The sequence below is a fragment of the Methylobacterium mesophilicum genome (assembly GCF_022179445.1).
Classification (GTDB): Bacteria; Pseudomonadota; Alphaproteobacteria; order Rhizobiales; family Beijerinckiaceae; genus Methylobacterium; species Methylobacterium mesophilicum.
The window spans coordinates 139969-162578 of sequence record NZ_BPQU01000006.1 but is presented as its reverse complement, the minus strand read 5'-3'; the positions used below and the strand labels follow the sequence as shown (position 1 = coordinate 162578).

The 22610-nt window shown below is 69.0% G+C and carries 22 protein-coding genes; 13 read left to right on the top strand and 9 right to left on the bottom strand.

Translation table 11 applies throughout. The features are described from left to right. Window positions 1-118 precede the first annotated feature (118 nt). The 5 genes from MFF40_RS09345 to MFF40_RS09325 all read left to right on the top strand — a co-directional run bounded on the left by MFF40_RS09345 (window position 119) and on the right by MFF40_RS09325 (window position 4362). The gene (locus MFF40_RS09345; RefSeq protein WP_147855093.1) at window positions 119-361 is read left to right on the top strand and encodes an AbrB/MazE/SpoVT family DNA-binding domain-containing protein; all 243 of its coding nucleotides are present in this window, start codon (window positions 119-121) and stop codon (window positions 359-361) included. Then, the gene (locus tag MFF40_RS09340; protein ID WP_238260216.1) at window positions 358-747 is read left to right on the top strand and encodes a PIN domain-containing protein; all 390 of its coding nucleotides are present in this window, start codon (window positions 358-360) and stop codon (window positions 745-747) included. The genes MFF40_RS09345 and MFF40_RS09340 overlap by 4 nt, the downstream gene beginning before the upstream one ends. A 168-nt stretch (window positions 748-915) precedes the next feature. After that, the gene (locus tag MFF40_RS09335; protein ID WP_238260215.1) at window positions 916-1935 is read left to right on the top strand and encodes a zinc-dependent alcohol dehydrogenase family protein; all 1020 of its coding nucleotides are present in this window, start codon (window positions 916-918) and stop codon (window positions 1933-1935) included. A 54-nt stretch (window positions 1936-1989) separates the two neighbouring features. After that, window positions 1990-2610, top strand: a complete 621-nt coding sequence (locus tag MFF40_RS09330) for a GNAT family N-acetyltransferase (RefSeq protein ID WP_238260214.1) — start codon at window positions 1990-1992, stop codon at window positions 2608-2610. A gap of 168 nt (window positions 2611-2778) precedes the next feature. Further along, window positions 2779-4362, top strand: coding sequence for an ABC-F family ATP-binding cassette domain-containing protein (locus MFF40_RS09325; RefSeq protein WP_238260212.1), 1584 nt, complete (start codon window positions 2779-2781; stop codon window positions 4360-4362). A gap of 11 nt (window positions 4363-4373) precedes the next feature. On the opposite strand, the gene MFF40_RS09320 is transcribed toward MFF40_RS09325, so the two are convergent. Further along, entirely contained in the window at window positions 4374-5276 is a 903-nt protein-coding gene (locus MFF40_RS09320) for an alpha/beta hydrolase (protein ID WP_238260210.1), read from the bottom strand. Window positions 5277-5359: 83 nt separating this feature from the next. Next, window positions 5360-6280: a lytic transglycosylase domain-containing protein gene (locus MFF40_RS09315; RefSeq protein WP_238260208.1), complete on the bottom strand. Its 921-nt coding sequence runs from the start codon at window positions 6278-6280 to the stop codon at window positions 5360-5362. 456 nt (window positions 6281-6736) lie between these two features. On the opposite strand from MFF40_RS09315, the gene MFF40_RS09310 reads away from it, so the two are divergent. From MFF40_RS09310 to MFF40_RS09300, 3 genes are read left to right on the top strand one after another with little or no spacing between them, the layout of a single operon-like run. Then, on the top strand, window positions 6737-8290 hold the full coding sequence (locus MFF40_RS09310; RefSeq protein ID WP_238260241.1) for a flavin monoamine oxidase family protein: 1554 nt from the start codon (window positions 6737-6739) through the stop codon (window positions 8288-8290). After that, window positions 8287-8712, top strand: coding sequence for a c-type cytochrome (locus tag MFF40_RS09305; protein WP_147896371.1), 426 nt, complete (start codon window positions 8287-8289; stop codon window positions 8710-8712). The genes MFF40_RS09310 and MFF40_RS09305 overlap by 4 nt, the downstream gene beginning before the upstream one ends. After that, a complete protein-coding gene (locus MFF40_RS09300) occupies window positions 8709-9206 on the top strand; it encodes a RidA family protein (RefSeq protein WP_147896370.1) in 498 nt (165 codons plus the stop codon). The genes MFF40_RS09305 and MFF40_RS09300 overlap by 4 nt, the downstream gene beginning before the upstream one ends. A gap of 578 nt (window positions 9207-9784) precedes the next feature. Here the strand turns inward: MFF40_RS09300 and MFF40_RS09295 are convergent. After that, the gene (locus MFF40_RS09295) at window positions 9785-10747 is read right to left on the bottom strand and encodes a phytanoyl-CoA dioxygenase family protein (protein ID WP_238260206.1); all 963 of its coding nucleotides are present in this window, start codon (window positions 10745-10747) and stop codon (window positions 9785-9787) included. Window positions 10748-11263: 516 nt separating this feature from the next. Beyond that, entirely contained in the window at window positions 11264-12649 is a 1386-nt protein-coding gene (locus tag MFF40_RS09290; protein WP_238260204.1) for a CoA transferase, read from the bottom strand. A gap of 86 nt (window positions 12650-12735) precedes the next feature. On the opposite strand from MFF40_RS09290, the gene MFF40_RS09285 reads away from it, so the two are divergent. From MFF40_RS09285 to MFF40_RS09265, 5 genes are all read left to right on the top strand, one after another. Continuing rightward, window positions 12736-14373: an ABC transporter ATP-binding protein gene (locus MFF40_RS09285; protein WP_147896367.1), complete on the top strand. Its 1638-nt coding sequence runs from the start codon at window positions 12736-12738 to the stop codon at window positions 14371-14373. Between the two features lie 2 nt (window positions 14374-14375). Then, entirely contained in the window at window positions 14376-15596 is a 1221-nt protein-coding gene (locus MFF40_RS09280; protein WP_147896366.1) for a phosphopentomutase, read from the top strand. A gap of 11 nt (window positions 15597-15607) precedes the next feature. Next, window positions 15608-15799: a DUF1192 domain-containing protein gene (locus MFF40_RS09275; protein WP_147857656.1), complete on the top strand. Its 192-nt coding sequence runs from the start codon at window positions 15608-15610 to the stop codon at window positions 15797-15799. Between the two features lie 4 nt (window positions 15800-15803). Next, on the top strand, window positions 15804-17102 hold the full coding sequence (locus tag MFF40_RS09270) for a leucine-rich repeat-containing protein kinase family protein (RefSeq protein WP_187278030.1): 1299 nt from the start codon (window positions 15804-15806) through the stop codon (window positions 17100-17102). Window positions 17103-17269: 167 nt separating this feature from the next. Further along, entirely contained in the window at window positions 17270-18034 is a 765-nt protein-coding gene (locus tag MFF40_RS09265) for a class I SAM-dependent methyltransferase (protein ID WP_238260202.1), read from the top strand. Between the two features lie 114 nt (window positions 18035-18148). Here the strand turns inward: MFF40_RS09265 and MFF40_RS09260 are convergent, their stop codons facing one another. The 5 genes from MFF40_RS09260 to fliL form a co-directional block, all read right to left on the bottom strand. Next, window positions 18149-18979: an FkbM family methyltransferase gene (locus MFF40_RS09260; protein ID WP_147896363.1), complete on the bottom strand. Its 831-nt coding sequence runs from the start codon at window positions 18977-18979 to the stop codon at window positions 18149-18151. Window positions 18980-19286: 307 nt separating this feature from the next. Beyond that, the gene (locus tag MFF40_RS09255; RefSeq protein WP_187278026.1) at window positions 19287-20144 is read right to left on the bottom strand and encodes a MotE family protein; all 858 of its coding nucleotides are present in this window, start codon (window positions 20142-20144) and stop codon (window positions 19287-19289) included. Further along, window positions 20141-20647, bottom strand: coding sequence for a DUF6468 domain-containing protein (locus tag MFF40_RS09250; RefSeq protein ID WP_147896362.1), 507 nt, complete (start codon window positions 20645-20647; stop codon window positions 20141-20143). Before MFF40_RS09250 ends, MFF40_RS09255 begins: the two co-directional genes overlap by 4 nt. A gap of 19 nt (window positions 20648-20666) precedes the next feature. Next, window positions 20667-21881 carry a flagellar motor switch protein FliM gene (gene fliM / locus MFF40_RS09245; protein ID WP_378995020.1) on the bottom strand — a complete coding sequence of 405 codons (1215 nt, stop codon included), beginning with the start codon at window positions 21879-21881 and terminating at the stop codon, window positions 20667-20669. 55 nt (window positions 21882-21936) lie between these two features. After that, window positions 21937-22503: a flagellar basal body-associated protein FliL gene (gene fliL / locus MFF40_RS09240; protein ID WP_147855647.1), complete on the bottom strand. Its 567-nt coding sequence runs from the start codon at window positions 22501-22503 to the stop codon at window positions 21937-21939. Between the last annotated feature and the right edge of the window lie 107 nt (window positions 22504-22610).

Genomic DNA, 22610 nt, shown 5'->3' with positions numbered 1-22610 from the left:
TTAGCGGAGGCGAACGCAGGAGGGGGCCTGCGAAGGCGACGGCTCAAGATGACAGATTTGGCATCGGAGATACCTCGTGGCGTATAGATCCACGCACGGCATAACGTGGAGGTACCCCATGCGGGCCAAGGTCATGCCTGATGGACGGATGAGCCTGCCCGCCGACCTCCGCAAAAGGCATGGGCTCGGCAATGGCGGCGAGGTCATCGTCGAAGATGTCGGGGACGCCATCGTGCTCCGGACGCTGGATCAGGTGGTGGCGCGCGCGCAGGATATGAGCCGCCGGTTGATCGGCGGCCACGTCGGCGCCTCGGTCGAGGATTTCCTGGCCGACCGCGCCCGCGAGGCCGAGCGCGAGTGACACGCTTCGTCCTCGAGGCCTCGGCTCTCCTCGCGCTCCTGCTCGGAGAGCGGGGGGCCGACACGGTCAAGGCCGGGCTCGACGGTTCTGTCATGACGACCGTCAACCTCGCCGAGGTGATCGGCTACTACGCCAAGCTCGGTGCTGGACGCCACGACATCGAGATGCTGCTGCGGCCCCTGCCGATCCGCCTGTTTCCCGTCGATGCGGCATTGTCCTACGACGCGGGCCTCTTACGTTCGATCACGCTCGAAGGCGGCCTGTCGCTCGGGGACCGCTATTGCTTGGCTCTGGCGAAGCGAGAAGGCGTACCCGCCCTCACGGCGGAGCGGCGCTGGCCGGACATCGCCGGGGCCGCCGGTGTCACGATCGAGTTGATCCGCTGAGGCAGGGATTCTCTGAGGCAGGGATTGTCTGAGACAGGACTTTCTGGATGTGACGCTTCATCGAGCAGCATGCTCTTGCCGCCGCTCCTGCATCCGGCGTGGCGGCCAGTTCGATCCGGTCGGGATCGCGGGAACACCCGCCGGCCCCGCGCAGACAACAGGTGCACCATGACCCAATCGGCATCCCGGGCGGTCATCGTCCAGCCCGGCGGCGGCTTCGACGCGGTGGGGTTCGGCGAGCGTCCCGTGCCTGAGCCGGGCCCCGGCGCGATCACCGTGCGGCTGCGGGCGAGTTCGCTCAACTATCACGACTACGCCGTGGTGAGCGGCCTGTGGGGGCCGAGCGAGGCGCGGGTACCGATGTCGGACGGCGCCGGGGAGGTCGAGGCGGTGGGCCCGGGCGTGGACGGGTTCGCGGTGGGCGACCGGGTCGTGAGCACGTTCTTCCCGACCTGGCTCGACGGCACGCCGCTTGTCGAGGGTTTCGGCACCGTGCCGGGCGACGGGGTCGACGGCTACGCCCGTGAGCGGGTGACGGCGCCCGCGACCGCCTTCACCCACGCCCCCCGGGGCTGGGACCATGCCGAGGCCGCGACGCTGACCACGGCCGCGCTCACCGCGTGGCGGGCGCTCCACGCCGATGCCGGGCTCAAGGGCGGCGACGTGGTGCTGGTGCAGGGCACCGGCGGCGTGTCCCTGTTCGCCCTGCAATTCGCGAAGGCGGCGGGCGCGACCGTGATCGCCACCTCGTCCAGCGACGCGAAGCTCGAGCGCCTGCGCGCCCTCGGGGCCGACCACCTGATCAACTATCGCGCCGACCCGGCCTGGGGCGACACCGCAAGGCGCCTGACCGACGGGCGCGGCGTCGACCACGTGCTCGATGTCGGCGGTCCGGGCACCCTGGAGCAGTCGATGGCGGCCGTGCGGGTCGCCGGCCACGTCTCGGTGATCGGGATCCTGACGGGCGTGGCCGGGCCGCTGCCGCTGGTGCCGGCGCTGATCCGGCAGATCCGGCTCCAGGGCGTGCTTGTCGGCAGCCGCAGCCAGCAGATCGCGATGATCCGCGGCATCGAGGCGTGCGGCCTGCGGCCGGTCGTGGACAGCGTCTACCCGCTGGACGAGATCGTGGCGGCGTTCCGGCACCAGGAGAGCAACCGCCATTTCGGCAAGATCTGCATCCAGATCTGAGGGCCGGGAATCGGATAGGGTGGCGGCCTTCGCGGTCGCCACAGCTCCGAGCCGATGCCAACCAACCCGTCTTCGCCGGAGCTGCCGCCGGGCTTTTCCGCGGTCCCGCCGGGCCACATCGCGGCCATCGTCACCAGCCTCGAGATGGTCGAGCCGCCGGCCCCGCGGCCAGCGCGGCCTTTCCCGGCCGGGACGGCGCTGCACCGCCTCGTCCGGCCGGATTGCGAGACCTACCGCAGGCTGTATCGGGCCGTCGGGGCGGACTGGCTGTGGTTCTCGCGCCTGACCCTGCCGGACGCGGCGCTGCAGACGATCCTCGACGATCCGCGCGTCGAGATCCTGGCGCTGCGCCGGGACGGCACGGATCTCGGCCTGCTGGAGCTCGACTTCCGCGAACCGGACACCTGCGAGCTGGCCTTCCTCGGCCTCATCCCGAGCGCGGTCGGGCAGGGGCTCGGCCGCCCGCTGATCGACGCGGCGATCCAAAGCGCCTGGTCGCACCCGATCCGGCGGTTCTGGGTGCATACCTGCACGTTCGACCATCCCGGGGCGCTCGGTCTCTACCGCCGCTCCGGCTTCACGCCCTGCGCCGTCGCGGTCGAAGTCGCACCCGATCCGCGCCTCACCGGCGTCCTGCCCCGGACCTGCGCCCCGCACGTGCCGGTGCTGGCGTGACCGCCGCGCCACATCGCGCCCTTGCGCGCGCGGCGATCGTCGGCCCCGGGTTGCGCCACCCAGCCCGGCGGTTCTAGCTTTCCTCTGGAGCCCAGAAGGAGTGCGCCGCCGTGAACGACAGGACGAACACCACTCTTCGCCCCGTCTCGTCCACGCTCCCGGCTCGCTATGTCCGCATTCCTCACCCTGGACGGTCTCGCCCTCCGCACGCCTGAGGGCCAGACCCTCTTCGACGATCTGAGTCTGTCGCTCGGGAACGAGCGGGTCGGGCTGGTCGGCCGCAACGGCTCCGGCAAGTCGTCGCTCCTGCGCGTCGTCGCGGGTGAGGCCGAGCCCGCCGCCGGTAGCCTGCAACGCTCGGGTTCGGTCGGCCTGCTCCGACAGGACTGGCCGGGCGACTGCACGCTCGCGGACGCGCTCGGGATCGCCGCCCGGTTGGCGACGCTGGAGCGGGTGCTGGCCGGAACCGGCAGCCCCGACGACCTCGATGCCGCAGACTGGACCCTGGAACCGCGCATCGCGACCGCGCTCGCGGAAGCCGGCCTGCCCGGATGGCCCCTCGACCGCCGGATGGGTACGCTGTCGGGCGGCGAGCGCACGCGGGTCGGCATCGCGCGCCTTCTGGCCGAGACGCCCGATCTCATCCTGCTCGACGAGCCGACCAACAATCTCGACGGGTCCGGGCGGGACGCGATCCAGTCGCTGCTGCGCGGTTGGCGCGGCGGGGTGCTGGTGGCGAGCCACGACCGCGCTCTGCTGGAGCATGTCGATCGCATCGTCGAACTGACGCCCCTCGGGGTTCGGATCGTCGGTGGCGGCTGGTCCGCCTTCGCGGCCTGGCGGGAGACCGAGCGGGCCCGCGCCGCCGCCGAATTGGAGCGGGCCGACATCCAGTTGCGCGACGTGCGCGAGGCCGCACGGCAGGAACGCGAAGCCAAGGCCCGGCGCGACAGGGCCGGCCGCGCCGCGGCGGCCAAAGGATCGGAGCCGAAGATCCTGCTCGGCGCCCGGGCAGAGCGCGCCGAGAAGACCGGCGCCCGCGTCCGCGCCGTCGGCGAGCGGCTGATCGGGGATGCCGCCGCCCGGGCCGAGGCGGCGCGGGGGCGGGTCGAGGTGCTGGCGCCGCTGACCATTTCCCTGCCGCCGAGCGGGCTGCCCTCGGGGGCCGACCTGCTCGCCCTGGAGGATGTCGTCGCCGATCCCGGCGGCGGCCCGCTCGGTCCCTGGACGCTCGCGATCACCGGTCCGGAGCGGGTGGCGGTTGAGGGCCCGAACGGCGCGGGCAAGACGACCCTGCTGACGGTGGCGGCGGGTTCAACGATGCCGGTCAAGGGCCGGGTGCGGCGGGCGGAGGGCCGGGTCGCCATGCTCGACCAGCATGTCGGGTTGCTCGACCCCGCCGCCAGCATCCTGGCCAATGTCCGCCGCCTAAACGAGGGTCTGAGTGAACGGGAGGCCTATGCGGTCTGCGCCCGCTTCGCCTTCCGCAACCGCGAGGCCGGGCGGCGGGTGGACACGCTCTCGGGCGGCGAGCGCCTGCGCGCCGGGCTCGCCGCCCTCCTCGGTCGGAAGGAGGCGCCCTGGCTGCTGATCCTCGACGAGCCGACCAACCACCTCGACATCGAGTCCGTCGCGCTGCTGGAGGGGGCGTTGCGGGGCTATGACGGCGCGCTGCTCGTGGTCAGCCACGATCCGGCGTTCCTGCGCGCCATCGGGATCGCGCGGACGGTCGAGATTCCGGGCCGGCGCTGAGTGGTGCGGCCCTACCGCCGCATGGTGTATTGCGACCGCCCGGCGGCCTGGCGCATCAGGAACGAGGCCATCTCGGCGAGTTCCGGGGCCTTGGAGCGGAACGTCACCGACAGCGCCAGCAGCGTGTCCTTGTGGTCGAGCCCGGCATAGACCCGCTCCTGCACGGGCACGTGGGCGGCGCGCAGCTTGGCGGCGAGGCTGACCGTGTGCCTCGGCTTCACCACGGTGTCGGAATCGCCGGAGGCCAGGAAGGTCGGCGGCGAGAGCGGGCCCGCGAAGGTCATCGGCTGCGTCAGGGGCAGGTCGGGGGCCTGCCCGAACACCTTGGTCGTGGTGTCCTGGTCGAGCGGCAGGAAGTCGTAGGGGCCGGACAGGCCCGCCACCGCCTTGATCACCTTGGGGTCGACACCGGCGGCATTGAGGTAGCGCGGATCGAGCCCGAGCATCACGGCGTTGTAGGCCCCGGCCGAATGGCCGGCGAGCACGATGCGGCGGGGGTCGCCGCCATAGGCCGCGATGTTGTCCCGCACCCAGGCGATCGCCGCGGCGCCGTCCTTGAGGAACCCGGGGAACGGCGCCTCCGGGTAGAGCCGGTAATCGGGCAGCACCGTCACGAAGCCCTGGGCGGCCAGCGCGTGGCCGACGAAGGCGTAGTCGTCCTTGGAGCCGCTCTGCCAGGAGCCGCCGTAGAAGAACACCAGCACGGGCGCCTTCTCGGCCGCCACCGTGGGGACGTAGACGTCGAGCCGGCGCCGTGTCCCCTCGCCGAAGGCCTGGTCGCGCGCCGCGAGGCGGCCGCCGGCGTCGCGCGGGCCGATCGCGTCGAACAGGGTCAGCGGCGAGGCGGCGGTGAAAGCGTACGCCGCGAGGCCGAGGCCGAGGAGGCTGGCAAGCGCGATGAGGAGCCGTGTCATATCCCGTCCGGTTGCCCTGATTGGCCCATTCAGGGCTCCGCTCGGGGCGGATTGATGACGCGAGCGGGGCAGCGGTTAAAAAATCAGGTCCGCAGCACGATGCAGGCGCCCCCGACCTTGCGGATGCGGCCGCACAGGTCGTCGGCGGCCTGGCGGCTCTGGGCGGGGAGGCGGATCCGGTAGAACGCCCGGGTGCCGCGGTTGCGCAGGCGGGTGCCGATGATCATCGGCCGGGCCTCGCCGATCACCCCGGCATAGGCGCTGCGCGCGCGGTTGAAGCTCTGCAGGGCCAGCGCCTTGGAGAAGTTGCCGGCGAGCTGGATGCCCCACGGCGCCGCCGGCCCCTCGTTCGGCCCCAGCGCGAAGCGGTCGCCGCGCGACGGGATGCGCAGGCTGGCCGTGACCTGCAGGCAGGTGACCGGCGCCTCGGGTTTGGTCTCGGCCTTGGTCTCTTTGGTCTCTTTGGCCTTCGCCTCCGGCGCGCCGCCCTCGGGATACGTGATCGTCCCGGCGGTGCCGCCGCGCCAATCCTCGGCGGGCATTCCCGTGATGGCGGCGACGTAGGCCCGGGTCTCGGCGGGCAGGCCGCCCTCGCCGGACAGCCACTTGCTGACCCGGCCGGCACCGCCGTTATAGGCCGCCGCCGCGAGCCCGAGGTTGCCGAACTGCGTCTTCAGGTCGGCCAGCAGGTGGGCGGCGTGCGGGATCGCCTGCTCGGGATCGAACGGGTCGAGCAGGCCGCGCTCCCGTGCGGTGCCGGGCATGAACTGCGCGACGCCCTGCGCGCCGGCCGAACTCACCACGCCGACGCGAAAGCTGCTCTCGCGCCAGATCAGCCGGGTCAGGAACGGCACCGGCAGCCCGCGCGCCTTGGCGGAATCGTCGATGAGGCGGCACAAAGCCTGCTCGACGGTCTCGGTCGCCCCCTCGGACGGGGCCGCCGCGGCCGGGCCGGCGCAGAGCAGCGGGAGGAGGGCGAGGAGGCGCAGGCGGGGGGCGATCACGCAACCGCTTGTAGCGGGGCGCACGGGCGGATCAATCCGTACGGTTGGGGAGTGATGACGCGCTGGGCATCGCCGGCCCGCACCGCGAGCGCGGCGAACCGCGAAGGCGCCTTCCGGGGATCGCGCGGCCGGCCGGCGGGCTCCTTCGTGGCCGTGGCGACGCCGCCGCATCTCGGGATGAGGACCCGGACCGGAAAGACTATCTTAGGCGATCCCGGCGCGATCCGAAGCAAGACCACCGAGGACGATGAGTTTTCCGCGTCTCACATCCGCTTAAGTTGCAAGGCCGAGGGCGCATTCCATCGGCTGGACGCTGCGTCCGGCGCGCTTCATTTGCATGGCTCCAAACTTGGCCTCCGACTTGCTTAGCCTGCCCCGTCCTGGACGCATCCGGATCGGGAGACGGGAAGCGAGATGGCAGAGGCATCGGGGTTCAGTCGACGCAAATTGATTGCGATGGTCGGCGCCGCCGCCGGGAGCGGGGCGGCCTATCAGGTGATGACCAGCCTCGGGTTCGCCGAGGAATCGCCCTATCGCGGGCCGATCCGGCTCGACGGCGACCCAAAGGGCGCCTCGGTGCTGGTCCTCGGGGCGGGGCTCGCCGGCATGACCACGGCGCTGGAGCTGCACCGGGCCGGGTACCGGGTGCAGATCCTCGAATACAACACCCGCGCCGGCGGCCGGAACTGGACGCTGCGCGGCGGCGACACCTACACGGAACTCGGCGGCGAAACCCAGCGCTGCGGATTCGACGCCGGCCTCTACCTCAACCCCGGCCCCTGGCGGATTCCCTATCACCACCACGGCGTGCTCGATTATTGCCGCCGGCTCGGGGTGGCGCTGGAGCCGTTCATCCAGCTCAACCACAACGCCTTCGTGCACAGCGCGACCGGTTTCGGCGGCAAGCCGCAGCGGATCCGCACGGTGAAGACCGATCTCGACGGCGCCACCGCCGAGCTGCTCGCCAAGGCCACCCGCAAGGGCGCGCTGGACGCGCAGGTCTCCAAGGAGGACCAGGAGATCCTGATCGAGGCCCTGCGCTCCCTCGGCGGCCTCGACGAGAACCTCGCCTATCGCGCCGGCTCCGAGTCCTCGGAGTTCCGCGGCTACGCCCACGATCCCGGCGGCGGCCTCTCGGCACGCCCGGTCGACGGCGAGCCGATGGCGCTGCACGACATCCTGACCTCGCGGCTGTGGCGCGGCCTGCAGAACTTCCTGCTCTACGAGTTCCAGACCACGATGTTCCAGCCGGTCGGCGGCATGGGCCGGATCGGCGAGGCCTTCGCCCGCGCCCTGCCGCCGGACACGATCCGGTACGGCGCCAAGGTCACGCAGATCGCCCAGGATGGCCACGGCGTCACCGCCACCTACCAGGATCTCGCTCATGGCGGCGCGGTGCGGCAGGCCCAGGCGGATTGGTGCGTCTGCGCCTTGCCGCTGACGGTGCTGAGCCAGATCCCGACCCAGGTCGGCCCGAAGATGAAGGCCGCCATCGACGCGGTGCCCTACGCCTCGTCCGTGAAGGTCGGGCTGCAATTCAAGCGGCGGTTCTGGGAGGAGGACGAGCACATCTTCGGCGGCATCTCCTACACCGACCTGCCGATCCGCCAGATCGCCTATCCCGCGACCGGCTATAATGCCGGCGGCAAGGGCGTTCTACTCGGCGCCTATACCTGGAACGGGCCGAACTCCTACGAATTCACGGCGCTCAGCCCCGCCGAGCGGGTGCGCCGGGCGGTGGCCTACGGCAGCCAGATCCACCCGCAATACCGCACCGAGTTCGAGACCGGGATCGCGGTGGCCTGGCACCGGGTGCCGTTCACCCTGGGCTGCGCCGGCGATTGGACCGACGAGGCGCGGGCCCAGCACTACGACAACCTCTGCGCGATCGACGGGCGGATCATGCTGGCCGGCGAGCACGCCTCGTACATCCCGGCCTGGCAGGAGGGCGCGATCCTCTCGGCGCTCGACGCGGTCACGCGGCTTCACAAGAGGGTCCTGGCGGCATGAGTGTGTCTTCGATCACCCGAATCCTGGCGCTGCTCCTCGCCACCGGCACCGCCGCCGCCGCGCAGGAGCACGCCCTCCACGCGGCCGTCCCGTCGGCCGGCCCGGCGATGAGCGAGGGCAAGACCTTCATGGAGTCCGGGGGCGCGGCGCTCTACGCCCAGGTCTGCGCCGCCTGCCACCAGGCGGGCGGGGAGGGCGCGGTCGGCGCCGCCGCCTATCCGGCGCTCCGGCACAACCAAAAACTCGCCAGCGCCGGCTATCCCGTCACGGTGATGCTGTACGGCCTGCGCGGCATGCCCCCGCTCGGGCGCATGATGAGCGACACCCAGGTCGCGGAGGTGGTGAACTACGTCCGCACCCATTTCGACAACCCTTACGGCGACGCGGTCGCCCCCGAGGATGTGAAAGCGGCACGGCCATGATCGAACGGACCCTGATTTCCACAACCCTCGCGCTGGCCCTGCTGGCCGGGCCGGCTTCGGCCGAGGACATCACCCGGCACCCGATCCCGGGCTCGGACTTCCCGATCTCGGAGGCGGTGGAGGTGCCGGCCGGACACGCCACCGTCTATCTCAGCGGCTTCGGGCCGGCGGTGACCGATCCCAACGCCGAGAAGAACACGGTCGCCGCCTTCGGGGATACCCGCGCCCAGACCGCCTCGACCCTGGCCTCCATCGAGGCGGCCCTGAAGCGCCGGAACCTGTCGCTGCGCGACGTGGTGAAGATGACGGTCTTTTTGGTCGGCGACCCGGCCAAGGGCGGGCGGATGGATTTCGCCGGGTTGATGGAATCCTACCGCGAGAGGTTCGGTACGGCGGCCCAGCCGAACCTGCCGACCCGCTCGGCCGTGCAGGTCGCGGCTCTGGCCAATCCGGGCTGGCTGGTGGAGATCGAGGTCACCGCCGTGCGGCCGTGACGGGAAATTGCTCAAGCCGCCCGGACACCCGCCGCGTCACCCCGGGGCCGCGACACGGCGCCCGGGATGAATCCGGCTCCGGCCGGATGACGCGACCCGCTCCGTCCTGGCGTTCAGCGCGGCGCCCCGGGATGACCGGGTTGCTGTCGGAACGGCCTCGGTGAACATCTTGCGCGTTGGACAGGCGGGACGCTCCCTATCCAACCCGTTGCGAACACCTTGAAACGGCGGGCTCTCACTCCGTGACTCAACGCGCGCCGCCGAACCCGTATCCTCCTCGGCGACGCGCGCTCGGAGCCTCGGTTGCTCTGCAACATGCGCGCGAACGCCGATATGCGCAAATTTTTACTTGATACTTCAATATAAAGGAGACGAATTTCAATCCGTTCTTGTTTTTTGAAAACACTACACTGCTCGTGACCGAGCTTCGTTCGTCGGCCGCGCCATTAGCCGCCCTGAACGGCTGTCGCCTCGGCCGCACCCTCGAGGATTGTCTGCGCCCGGTCCCTGCCGCCACGGGGAAATTCCATTTCCCGGCAAAAGCCTGTCAATTTCACCGAACCCAAAGATGCGACACGTTATACGTTCAGATACGGCTTTCTCTTGGTTACCACTTTATCAAACCGCGGTAAATTCTCGCGCCACAACGCCGCTGCTTGTTGTGTCGGCGATAGATCGGAAACCAGATCTCTCATTTTATCCGGGGAGAACGGTGGATTTGGGCAAAAGTACGGGGTCAAGGGCCGGCTGGCATAGTAGTTATAAAACAAGGCCCTGCGATTTTTGCCTGTCGCAGGCTTACCCCTGTGGTAATATTTCGATGTGTCGCAAAATATGACGGACCCCGCCGGGCCCGTGAAGGTTGTGATGTCGAAATCGATCTTGCCCTCGTTTTGAGCATGTATCAATGTTTGCTGCTTGAAGCCTCGTGATTTTTCGAAATCGGGGGTCTTATGCTGCAAATGAAGAATTTCAAACGGACCGTCGTCGTCGCCGACATCATTCAGGTAGATGGCAACTTTCACCATCGGGCTGTCTTCGCTATCTTTATGCCAAGTTCTCGCGCCCCTCTCTAAACCATCGGCAACAGTGAAGAATATATCTACGCCCCCGAACGCAACGGGGAGCTTCAGATAATGCTCAATAATTTTTAGAAACTTGATATCCAACCCGGCGCAGAAAATGGTCTTGAATTGATCCATCAAAGATGGATGTGCGCCGAGCAGCTTTATGACATCGATATTCTTGCCTGTTGCGATGTAGGTTCGTTCCGTCAGATCATAAATCTCATTGGCGGCTGCGCGAAATCGGCTCGCCTTGAAGGACTCGAATGAATCCATGTCGGCCCTGCAGAAGCCCTGCTCATTCAAAGCCTGCGCCAGTGACGTCTCTTGATGCGTCAAGGTCGGCAATTCGTGACTGTAGGCCTTGATGAAAGAGGCCCGGTTATCGATCGATCTGCGTTTGATCGGACCAAGCGAGTAGACCGAATGTGTTGTTTTGGACGGCCATTGCGCAATGCGATGAAAGATCTTTTGCATCGTGAGAGCGGTCGTTCGCATTGCTTTCATGAGGCACCCGTTATTGCAAAGTTAGGCGCGCGATGGCTGGGGGTCCGCCGCTTCTGCTTTCCACCCATGCATCCAGAGTATACGCATCTATGAATGTTGCAATTTTTGTATTTTGATGCCGACTTGAAGTGTTTTTATTTGATTTACGTTAAATGTCAAGCTCAAATGACTGGTCTTGGAACCTAAATCTCACTCCGACGATCACTATTGCCGACGTGTCTCAGGTGGATCGGTTCACGATCAATCTTCCGCGCCTGGGACCGCTTGGCCAGATCGCAAACATCACGGCGTCGCAGGCCGATTGACCGGATCGGGTCGGTCTGCGGCAGTCCGCCGGCGCGCGGCGCCCCATGGAGGCGAACTTCGCGGTACCACGCGACCGAGGCCGCGCGTGAACGCTGGTCCCGACGGGAGATTGGGCCGCCTCGGCTGCCCGATCGCGACCCGATCTCAACACCTTGCGCGGGCTGACCCCGGACCCTGTTCCTACCGCAGACCCGCCCTCGGCTCACCCGCCCAAGCCGGCGCGTCGTCCCCGAGCCGCCGGGCGGCCCGGTCCCAGCGCATCGCGGCGCCCGCCACATGCAGCGGTGGGCGCAGGCGATGCGCCGGCCCCCACGAGGTCGCCTCGACCTCCGGGGCGCGATCCGCCGGGGTCTCGGGGGCGAAGGCCGGCTCCGGTTCGGCCGGGCCGGCCGCGATCAGGAACCCCGCCGTCCGGGCCAGCGACAGGCGGGCGCGGCCGCCGGTGCCGTCGCGGAGCCGCCGGGCCAGCAGGCGGAGCGCGGCGGCCGCCATGAGGTAGCCGGTGGCGTGATCGAGCGCCTGGACCGGGAGGGGCACCGGCGCCTCGGCCTGCCGCCAGGCCTGCCCGGCCTGGGCGAGGCCGCAGCTCATCTGCACGAGGCTGTCGAAGCCGCGCCGGCCCGCCCAGGGGCCGGTCCAGCCATAGGCGTCGAGCGATACGTCGATCAGGCCCGGGGCCAGGGCCCGCCGCGCCTCCGGGCCGTAGCCGAGGCGGTCGAGGGCGCCGGGGCGGTAGCCGTGGACCAGCACGTCCGCCCCCGCCAGCAGCGCCTCGAAGGTCGCCCGGTCCGCGGCCCGGCGCAAGTCGAGGCGGGAGCAGGTCTTCCCCAAGGTCATCTCGGGAACGAGGGCCGGCTCGTCCCAGTCGGGCGCATCGATCCGCAGCACGTCCGCCCCGAACCCGGCCAGGAACCGGGTCGCCACCGGGCCGGCGAGCACCCGGGTCAGGTCGAGCACCCGCAAACCCGCCAGCGGCCGCTCCGGCCGGGGCCGCCAGCGCGACGCGCTCCGATCGGAGGCCGGATCGAACGCCACCAGGGGCTCGGCCGCCACCGCCCGGCCCTGGGGATGGGCCACCCAATCCTCCGATCCACGCATCTCGGCCGCGCAACCGCCCTCGGCCACCACCGCCGCCTCCAGGTCCGCCTTGTCCCAGCCGGCCACCGCCCCCGCCATGCCGGCCCGGTCGGCCCGGGATCCCAGCACCCGCTCGGCCGCAGCCCGGTGATGCGGGGCGTTGGTGTGGAGCCGGATCCAGCCGTCCCGGGTCCGGTAGTCCCCGGCCACCGGATCCCAGGGCGCCGGCACCCGCCAGCTATCCGGCCGCAGCGACGTCGCGAACCAGAACGAAGCGAGTCGCCGGTCCACCGCGATCGGCCCGTCGAGGCTCGCAACTTCCGCGAGCGCCAGGCCGGCGGTTGCAATCGAGGCCGCGGCGAGGTCGGTCACCCGGAACGCGGAGGGCAGGGCGCCGGACCCGGAAACGCGAAGGCTGGCCGCAGGCCGCGAAGACTCTTCGAAGGGAAGCCGAAGATGGGCGGCCAATTCTTCGTCGATCCCGGGCATGGCGCGTCCCTCCGCTGCGATCACCGCGCATGATCGCGCATCCGCGGGCGGGTAGGCTAGGGTCCCGCCCGCGCTATAAGGGTCCCATGTCAGAGGCCGAAACCCCGCCGCTCCTGTCCGTCGAGGGCCTGTCCGTCGCCTTCCGCTCCCGCGCAGGCGAGACGGCGGCGGTGGACTCGATCGGCTTCACGATCCGCCGGGGCGAGACCGTGGCGCTGGTGGGCGAATCGGGCTCCGGCAAGTCCGTGACCGCCCTGGCGATCCTGCGGCTGCTCGACGGCGCGGCGCGCCAGAGCGGGAAAATCCTGTTCAAGGGCAGGGACTTGGCGATTCTGCCGGAACGCCAGATGCGCGACGTGCGCGGCGCCGACATCACCATGGTGTTCCAGGAGCCGATGACCTCGCTCAACCCGCTCCACACGATCGAGCGGCAGATCGGCGAGGTACTGGGGCTCCACCGCGGCCTCACCGGCAAACCCGCCCGGGCGCGGATTCTCGAGCTTCTAGAACTGGTTGGCCTGCGCGATGCCGCGCGTCGCCTGGGCGCCTACCCGCACGAGCTCTCCGGCGGCCAGCGCCAACGGGTGATGATCGCCATGGCGCTGGCCTGCGAACCGGACCTGCTGGTCGCCGACGAACCGACCACCGCCCTCGATGTGACGGTGCAGGCCCAGATCCTGGCGCTGCTGGCCGACCTCCAGAAGCGGCTCGGCATGGCGCTGCTGTTCATCACCCACGATCTCGGCATCGTCGAGCGCATCGCCGACCGGGTCTGCGTGATGCTCAAGGGCAAGATCGTCGAGGCCGGCGAGACCGGCGGCGTCTTCGCCGACCCCCAACATGAGTATACCCGCCGCCTCATCGCCTCGGAACCGAAGGGCCGGGCCAACCCGGTCCCGGCCGACGCGGCACCCCTGGTGGAGGCCGGCCCGCTCAAGGTCTGGTTCCCGCTGAAGGCGGGCGCGTTCCGGCGCGTCACCGGCCACGTCAAGGCGGTGGACGGGGTCTCGCTCACGGTGAAGGCGGGCGAAACCGTTGGTGTCGTTGGTGAATCCGGGTCCGGCAAGACCACGCTGGGCCTCGCCCTGCTGCGGCTCACCGGCTCCGAAGGCCCGATCGTGTTCCTGGGCCAGGCCATCGACGGCTTCACCGTGGCGCAGATGCGCCCGCTCCGGAAGGACATGCAGGTGGTCTTCCAGGACCCCTACGGCTCGCTCTCGCCGCGCATGTCGGTGGCCGACATCGTCGCCGAGGGGCTGATCGTTCAGGGCACCGCGCGGTCCCGGGCCGAGCGGCGGGCGGTGGTCTCGAAGGCGCTCACCGATGTCGGCCTCGACCCGGCCGCCATGGACCGCTACCCGCACGAATTCTCCGGCGGCCAGCGCCAGCGCATCGCCATCGCCCGGGCGATGGTGCTCAACCCCCGTTTCGTCGTGCTGGACGAGCCGACCTCGGCGCTGGACCGCTCGGTGCAAGCGCAGATCGTGACGCTGCTGCGCGACCTGCAGCGCGAGCGCGGGCTGGCCTACCTGTTCATCAGCCACGACCTGAAGGTGGTGCGGGCGCTCGCGAACTACGTGGTGGTGATGCAGAACGGCCGGGTGGTCGAGGAAGGCCCCGCGGAGACGATCTTTTCCGATCCGCAGACACCCTACACAAGGGCGCTGTTCAAGGCCGCCTTCGCCCTCGACAGCGATGTCGCCGCAGAGCTGGAGCCCGCCTGACCATGGCGCGCGCCCTCCTCATCGTCCTCGATTCCGTCGGCATCGGCGGCGCCCCGGACGCCGCCGCCTACGGCGATGAAGGGTCCGATACGCTCGGCCACATCGCCGAGGCCTGCGCGGCCGGGCGCGGCGACCGGACGGGCCTGCGCGCCGGCCCGCTACGCCTGCCCCATCTCGCGGGCCTCGGTCTGGGTCTGGCGGCCGCCGGAGCTTCGGGCCGCGTGCCTCCGAACCTCGCCCCCGTGGGTGAACCGGAGGGCGCCTACGGCCACGCCGTGGAGACGGCCGCCGGCAAGGACACCCCGTCCGGCCATTGGGAGATCACCGGGCTGCCGATGCCCGAACCCTGGGGCCATTTCCCGAACAGCCGGCCGGCCTTCCCGGTCGCGCTGACCGCTGCGTTGATCGCGGAAGGCGGCCTACCCGGCATCCTGGGTGACCGGCACGCGCCCGGCGTCGCCATCATCGACGAACTCGGCGCCGAGCACGTCCGGACCGGCAAGCCGATCTGCTACACTTCGGCCGACAGCGTCTTCCAGATCGCGGCCCACCAGGAGACGTTCGGGCTGGAGCGGCTCTACGCGCTTTGCATGACCGCGCGCCGCCTGTGCGATCCCTACCGGGTCTGCCGGGTGATCGCCCGTCCGTTCGTCGGGTCCGCGGAGGCGGGCTTCCGCCGGACAGGCAACCGCAAGGATTTCGCGGTCGCCCCCCCGGGGCAAACCCTGCTCGACCGGGCCCAGGCCGAGGGCCGGGCCGTGGTCAGCGTCGGCAAGATCGGCGACATCTTCGCCCATCGCGCCACCGGCCGCGAGATCAAGCCGGGCGCGAACGCGGCCTGCCTCAGGGCGGGCCTGGACGCCCTGGAAGATCTACCCGAGGGTGGGCTGATCTTCGTGAACCTGGTGGATTTCGACACGGAGCACGGCCACCGCCGGGACGTGCCCGGCTACGCCGCGGAACTGGAGGCGTTCGACGCCCGCATCCCAGAGATCCTGTCGGCGCTCGGGCCCGGCGACCTCGCGGTGATCACCGCCGACCACGGCAACGATCCGACTTGGCCGGGGACCGACCATACGCGAGAGCAGGTGCCGGTCCTGGCTTTCGGGCCCGGCATCGCGTCCCGATCGATCGGCCGGCGGGACACCTTCGCCGACATCGGCGCCACCCTCGCGGCCCATCTCGGCCTGGCCTGGGACGGCGCCGGCCGATCGTTCCTGTAGGAAGCCGAGACATGCGAGACGACGACGACCGGCCGCGCAAGGCCATCGCCCACGAGATCGGGCAGCCCCTCGACACGCTGTCGCTCTCCGACCTCGATGCGCGCGTCGCGCTGCTGCAAGAGGAGATCGCCCGGATCGAGGCTGCCCGGGCGGCCAAGCAGGCGGCCCAGGGCGCGGCCGACGCCTTCTTCAAGCGGGGCTGACATCTTGGATCGGACCGAAACCCTCGCGGCCCTGCGGCGCGGCGAGCTCGCGGGCGCCCGGGAACTGCGGCTGCCGGACGGACTCGTTGAATTCCCCCAGGAGGTGTTCGGCCTCGCAGACACCCTGGAAGTGCTGGATCTCGGGCGTGGCAGCCTCACCGACCTGCCGGGCGATCTCGGCCGCCTCCAGCGTCTGAGGGTGCTGTTCTGCTCCGGCAATCCGTTCGAGCGGCTGCCGCCAGTCCTCGGCCAATGCCCGACGCTGAGCCAGCTCGGCTTTCGCGGATGCGGCATCCGGGAGGTGCCGGCGGAGGCGCTACCGCGCGACCTGCGCTGGCTCACCCTCACGGACAACCGGATCGAGACGCTGCCGGATGCGCTGGGCGCGCGGCCGCTGCTGCAGAAGCTGATGCTGTCGGGCAACCGCATCGCGCATCTACCCGAGAGCTTGGCGGAGGCGCAGAACCTCGAACTCATCCGCTTGTCCTGCAACCGGCTCGACTCGCTGCCGCCCTGGCTGGCCCGCCTGCCGCGCCTCGCCTGGATCTCCTACGCGGGCAATCCCGCCGAACCGCCAACGGAGCCTGCCCAGGCGGCGGCCGTGCCGTGGACGGCGCTCGAGGTCGGCGATTTGCTTGGGGAGGGGGCCTCGGGCCGGGTCCACCGGGCCGTCTGGCGTGGGCCGTCCGGCCCGCAGGAGGTGGCGCTGAAGCTGTTCAAGGGCGCGATGACCAGCGACGGCCTGCCGGAGCGCGAGATGGAAGCCTGCCTCGCCGCCGGAACTCATCCGGCACTTACGGGTGCCCTCGGTCGGCTCGTCGACCATCCCGAAGGCGCACAGGGCTTGCTGCTCCGGCTCTTGCCATCGCAGTGGCGCGTTCTCGCCGGGCCGCCAAGCCTCGCGAGTTGTAGCCGCGACTGCTACGACCCTGCTCTGACGCTCGCCACCGGGCATGCCCTGCGCATCGCCGGCGCAGTGGCCGACGCCGTGGCCCACCTGCACGGGCGCAACCTGCTTCACGGCGACGTCTATGCTCACAACACGCTGTGGGATGCCGCGACCGGCGGCGCCGTGCTCAGCGATTTCGGCGCCGCCTCGGCGCTGCCTGCCGGCGAAGACGGTGCGGCGTTGAAGCGGATCGAGGTGCGGGCAGTGGGGATCCTGATGAGCGAATTGCTGGACCGCAGCAACGCGGTACCGAACAGGCTGCAGGCGCTTGTAGAGGCCTGCCTGCAACCGAACCCGAAGAAGCGGCCCGATCTGGCGGACGCAATCTCCGCGATCAGGCGGATGTCAGAGTAACGTCACAGCACGATTTTCCGACGGACAGGTTTTCTGTTGCGCGCGGCGTTTCTGCGAGGCAATCTCGATCATTCGCAAAGGTGACGACGGCGCCCTTTATGAACAGTCGCGGCCTCGAGTCTTTAGGAATCGTTCCAGAAACGCTTCTGATTCCGCTGGCCGCCAGGATGATCGCACAGGATCGCCATCCCGATCTTCAGTTCAGGGACAGCGAAGCCTCACGGATCGGGGCCGCGCTGGGTTTCGATCCCGCGCGCTTTGCCGGAGATACGGGCAGCATGCGCGGTTCGGTGATCCGCGCCCAATGGTTCGACCGGATCACCGAAACCTTCATCACGTCCCACCCATCGGGCTTGTGCGTCAGCATCGGTTCGGGGCTTGACGACCGTCCGGCGCGCATCCGGCTGCCCGCCACGCTTGACTGGATCGACGCGGACTTCGCAAACGTCGTCCGTCTCCGCGATACCCTGATCGCCCGCCGCGCAAATGTCCGGACCCTCACCGTCATGGAGACGGAGCCGCTTGCCTGGATGGACGGCATCAACTGGGTTCCCGAACGGCCAGTTCTGGTCCTGGCGGAAGGTGTCTCGATGTATCTCGCGCCGGCCTTGGGCGAAGATCTTGTACGCGGGCTCGTTGAGCGGGCGGGGCGCAACAGAGCCTCGATCGAGTTGGCCGCCGACTTCGCGTCCCCTGTCGTGGTGCGGCATTCGCGGCGCAACCCGAGTATCGCCAAGACTCGCGCGTCGTTTCTATGGGCGGTGGCACGGCCGGAGGCGGTGGGGGAGATCGCGCCCGGCCTCGCTTTGGTCGAGGCGGACGACATCACGCGCCGCTGCGGCGCAGTGGCTTGGACCATGGCCACGATGCACAGGCTTCTGACTGGCAGACCCGTCTATTTCTGCGGCCACTACCGCTACCGGCCCAGTTGATGCCCGTTCGCAGGGTCGTCGACCGACAGCACGGTGACGCGTATCCCGACCGAGCCGGACGACCGGCAGTGATCGATCGGGATATGCTGCGCCGTTCGCGATCAGGGACGACGATCACGCATCCGGGGCTGCGACGATCACCGATCCTTCAGCCCTGAGTTCACCGGATACGTACCAGCTATCCCACTGAGAGAACTGCCGGAAAACCCGGACATATCCCTTCGCCGCGAGAAGCGTGTCGATCGCGACATCGTTCTTCGGATTGTTCTCGACGGACATGACATTGAATTTGCGGCTGAAGCTGTAAGCCGACAGGATGTCGAGTTCGCTCCCCTCGGTATCGATCGACAGGTAATCGATGCAAGGAGGCGCCGCGTAGGCGTCGAGCAGATCGTCCAGGGAAATGGTTTCGATCTCGAGGCGCTGCCCGCGACTGCGCGTTTCCGCGAAATGGTCGGACTCGGCGAAGCTGGCGATGCCGCTCAATTCGGGATCCGAGTCGTTGGTCGCGATGAAGGTGACCGTTTCGTGCGACCGGGACGAAACGCATCTGTGCTCGATCGCGGCGTCTCGCTCGGCCGCCAACGCGGCATGCCAGATGGGATTCGGCTCCGCGAGAATCCCCTTCCACCCCAGTGTTTTTTCGAGCAGCCACGTGTTGCTGTTCTTCCTGCCGTTCGTCGCTCCGAATTCTACAAAGTAGCCACCGATCTTCTCGCCCAACTCGAAGCAAACCCATAGATCCTGCAAAATCTGCGATTTAGACCGAGATCTCCGCGCCAGGCAATACGCAAGGAACGCCGCATCGCGATCTAATATGAACCGTCGCACCTCCTTTCTGTTGAGCCGGAGAGCGTTGAATAACATCTTCTGCAGGGAGACATTGTCGAACAGCTTGCCGGCCAAGCTAGACGCACCGGAAAGGAGATAGTCCTTGGAAGTCATCACCGTCCGGCTCAGATACATGAATTTGCGCAGCGAATTAAATGTTTTTACTATAATGTCAAGGACATGGCGCAGCGCATCTCATGCGGTCGCGACCGGTTCAGATCGGTCCCGAACCGCCGGATGATGCTGTAGGCCGAAAAAGCCGGGTCTGCTTCGGGGATTTGTCGCCGTGCCGGCATCCAGGAAAGACCTGTCTCTGCCCTTCGACACCGGGACACCGGGCGGCCCCCATTCGTCATCGTGGACCGAGGCGGCCCCCGGGAGGCGCTGCCGCATCGGCTTGAGACCGATGGGCCTCGCGAGCCTATCGCGACAGCGGTGGCCCCGGATCGATCGCCGGCAACTCGTTCGCCGGGAGGGCCGCGCCGACCTGCGCCTGCGCACTACCAACCCCGCGCGCCCGGTTTGCCAGAGTGACGGTGAGGCGCTCGGCCGTATCGGGCTGCATCGCCGAGAGTACCTCGGCCATCTTGCGCGGGTTCATGGCCAACACGATCGGCACCAGCACGTCGTGGCCGAGGCGGTCGAACACCCGGGCAGCGTCCTTGGGCTTCATCGTCTCATACATCGTGACGATGTTCTTGAGCCCCTGCTTCTCAGCATCCTCGCGGGCCTTAGCCGCCGCGTCGACCTTCTCCTCCGCCTGCTTGAGGTCGCCCAGCCCGGTCTCGAGCTTGCGCTCGGCATCGTTGAGCATCTTCTCGCGCAGTTCCAGCTCGTCGTTCTTTTGGCGCAGCGCGTCACGCCGGGCTCCGAGCTTTTCCAGCAGCGCGCGTTCGGTCGGGGAACCGGATGCCGCCTTCGCTGGCTCGGGCGCGGGCATCTCCGGCGGCTTCTCGATGGGTGCCGCGGCCGCCTCCTCCTTGGCGCCGACCGAGCCGGTGGTAACCGGATCAGGCGGCTCGTAGCCGGTGCGTGCCCGGGCCACCGCCCGGCCATATTCGGGCAGGGTTCCGGCGCCGGGCAGGCCGACCTGCGCCAGGGTGAGCAGCTTGAGCAGCAGAAGGCCGGCGGCCGCGATCGCTACGGCATCGATCAGGCGCAGCCGCACCGGCCGCACGGGTTTCCGCCGCGAGCGACGCAGGGCCGTGGCGGCCGGGCGCGGCGCCTTCGGAATTGGCTTGGGTGCCGGCGGGATCTTTGGGGCCGGTACGCCGGTCATGCTGCGCGCGCCCGGACGCGGGCGAGGGCGCGCTCGCTCATGGCCAGGGCGGCCGCGGCGGCGGCGCCGAGGCGCTCGCCGTTGGGACTTGTGGGCTCGGACCGGCGCGTCACGGGAACCTCGGGCTCGGGGACCGCCCGCGGGGCGGGCGGCGGCTCGGCCCGGACCGGCGCGGCGCGCATCTGCGCGACGATCGCGCCGATGCGCATCACGACGGTCTCCCCGGCCTCCACCTGCGCCGCCAGTTCGGCGGAGCGGGCCGTGGCGGCCTCGATCCGTGTGGTCAGGGTGCGGTCGCCGTCGTCGATCGCCGAGCGCAGCCCCGCGATGGCGCGCTCGGCGGTGCCGGTGGCGACCATCAGGTCGCCGATGGTCTGGCGCAAGGCCGCCTCGTCACCTTTGAGCTGGCTGATCCGGCGCGACAGGCGCAGGCAGGTGACGATCGTGGCCGCGAGGAGGACGGCGACCAGGATGTCGGCGGCGAGCGTGACGAAGAGACTCATGATCCGGACCTATCGCACGCTAGACGTCTGTGTGGCTGTTCATCGAGGCCTCGTAGGCCTGGATGGTCGTGCGCGAGCGGCGCAGGGGTCGGGTGACCTGCACAGCGATGTTGCCGTCGACCTGGCCGATCCGCCCCTGTGTCAGGGCCCAGTCGCCGCACCGCACCGCGATCAGGTCGGAGGGCTTGGCGTCGAACATCAGGGTGTCGCCGACCTTGAGGCGCATCACCTGCTTGAGCGGCAGCATCATCTCATGGAGGACCGCCTCCATCGTGACGTCGGCCTGCCAGATCTCTGTGGCGAGGTGGCCCTCCCAAACATGGTCTCGGCCGAGCTTCTCGCCCATAAAGCTCTGGGTCAGCAGTTCCCGGATCGGCTCGATGGTCGCGTAGGGGAACAGGATCTGCAGCATGCCGCCACGCCCGTCGACGTCGAGGCGCAGGCTGATCAGGATCGCGGCGTTGCCGGGGCGGGTGATGGTGGCGAAGCGGGGGTTGGTCTCGATCCGGTCGATGCCGAAGGTCACCGGCGAAAGCGGCTGAAACGACATCTCCAGGTCGCCGAGCACGATCTCCACGAGGCGGCGCACCAGCGTCATCTCGATCGACGTGAACGGCCGTCCGTCGAGACGGCTCGACGAGCCGCCGCGCTTGCCCCCGAGCAGCAGGTCGAAGGTCGCGTAGGCGAGGTTCGAATCGACCGTAACGAGGCCGGAATTCTCCCATTGCTCGGCGCGGAACACGCCCAGCAGGGTCGGGAGCGGGATCGCGTTGAGATAGTCGCCGAAGCGCACCGAGGTGATGTTGTCCAGCGTCACCTCGACGTTGTCCTGGAACAGATTGCGCAGCGATGTCGACAGCAACCGGATCATCCGGTCGAAGACGATCTCCAGCATCGGCAGGCGTTCGTACTGGACGACGCCCGAATCGACGATGGCCTGAACGCCCCCGGCCCCTGAGGCCGAGAGCTCGCGCATGGAGAAGCCGAGGACGCCGTCGATCTCGTCCTGGTTCAGCACCCGGTCGTTGCCGGCGAGTTCGGGGAGGTTGTCGCTCTCCCCGTCCTCGATCATCGTCGCCCATTCGGCGGCGACGTCTCCGGCGTTGCGCGTGGTGCCCTGCTCGGCGAGCGCCGCGCCCCATTCCTCGGCGAGCGACGTGTCGCCGCCCTCGGCACCCTGCTCCAGAAGGGCGGCCGACCAATCGTCTTCGGGAAGTTCGTCCTCGGGTTCCATCAGGCGCGTCCGCTCAAGGCCTGGTTGGTGGCGACCGACGGGGTCTTCGGCTGGGTCACTGGACGATCACGTCCTTGAACAGCACCGCCTCGACCTTGGCGGGATAGACGGCGACGTTCACGCGCCGCAGCAACTCCTCGCGCAGCCGGTAGAGCCCGACCGACCCGGTGAGATCACTCGCGCGCAGCTCGCGCATGTAGACCTGCAGGGTGTCCTCGATGCGCGGCATCAGGGGCTTCACCTCGTCCTCGACCCCGGCATCCTTGAGTTCCAGGGCGAGCCGCAGCTTTGCGTACTTGGCCTTATCCTGCGGCGCGTCGGGGCTGAGGTTCAGCAGCATCTCGCGCATCTCGACGAACACGATCGGCTTCTTGCCGTCCGGGCCGACGCCCTTGGCGGCGTCACCATGCCCGCCGCCGTGACCACCACCATGCCCGCCGCCCGCGGCAGCCTCCTTGTCCTCACCGCCGCCGCCATGACCCATCATCATGAAGGCACCGCCGCCGACGACGACGACCAGCAACGCGGCCGCCCCGATCATGATGAGCTTCTTCTTGCCCTTCGGCGCGGCGTCGGCACCGGCTTCGCCCTCTTCGGCGGCCTTTTTGGGCGTCTTGGCCATGGGAAATAATACTCTCTCGCGGATATCCGCGTGCCGGGTATGACCGGATATCGGAGCATTACGGTTAACGCGTCGTTAAGCGGGCAAATCCTGCCGGGCCAGGATTG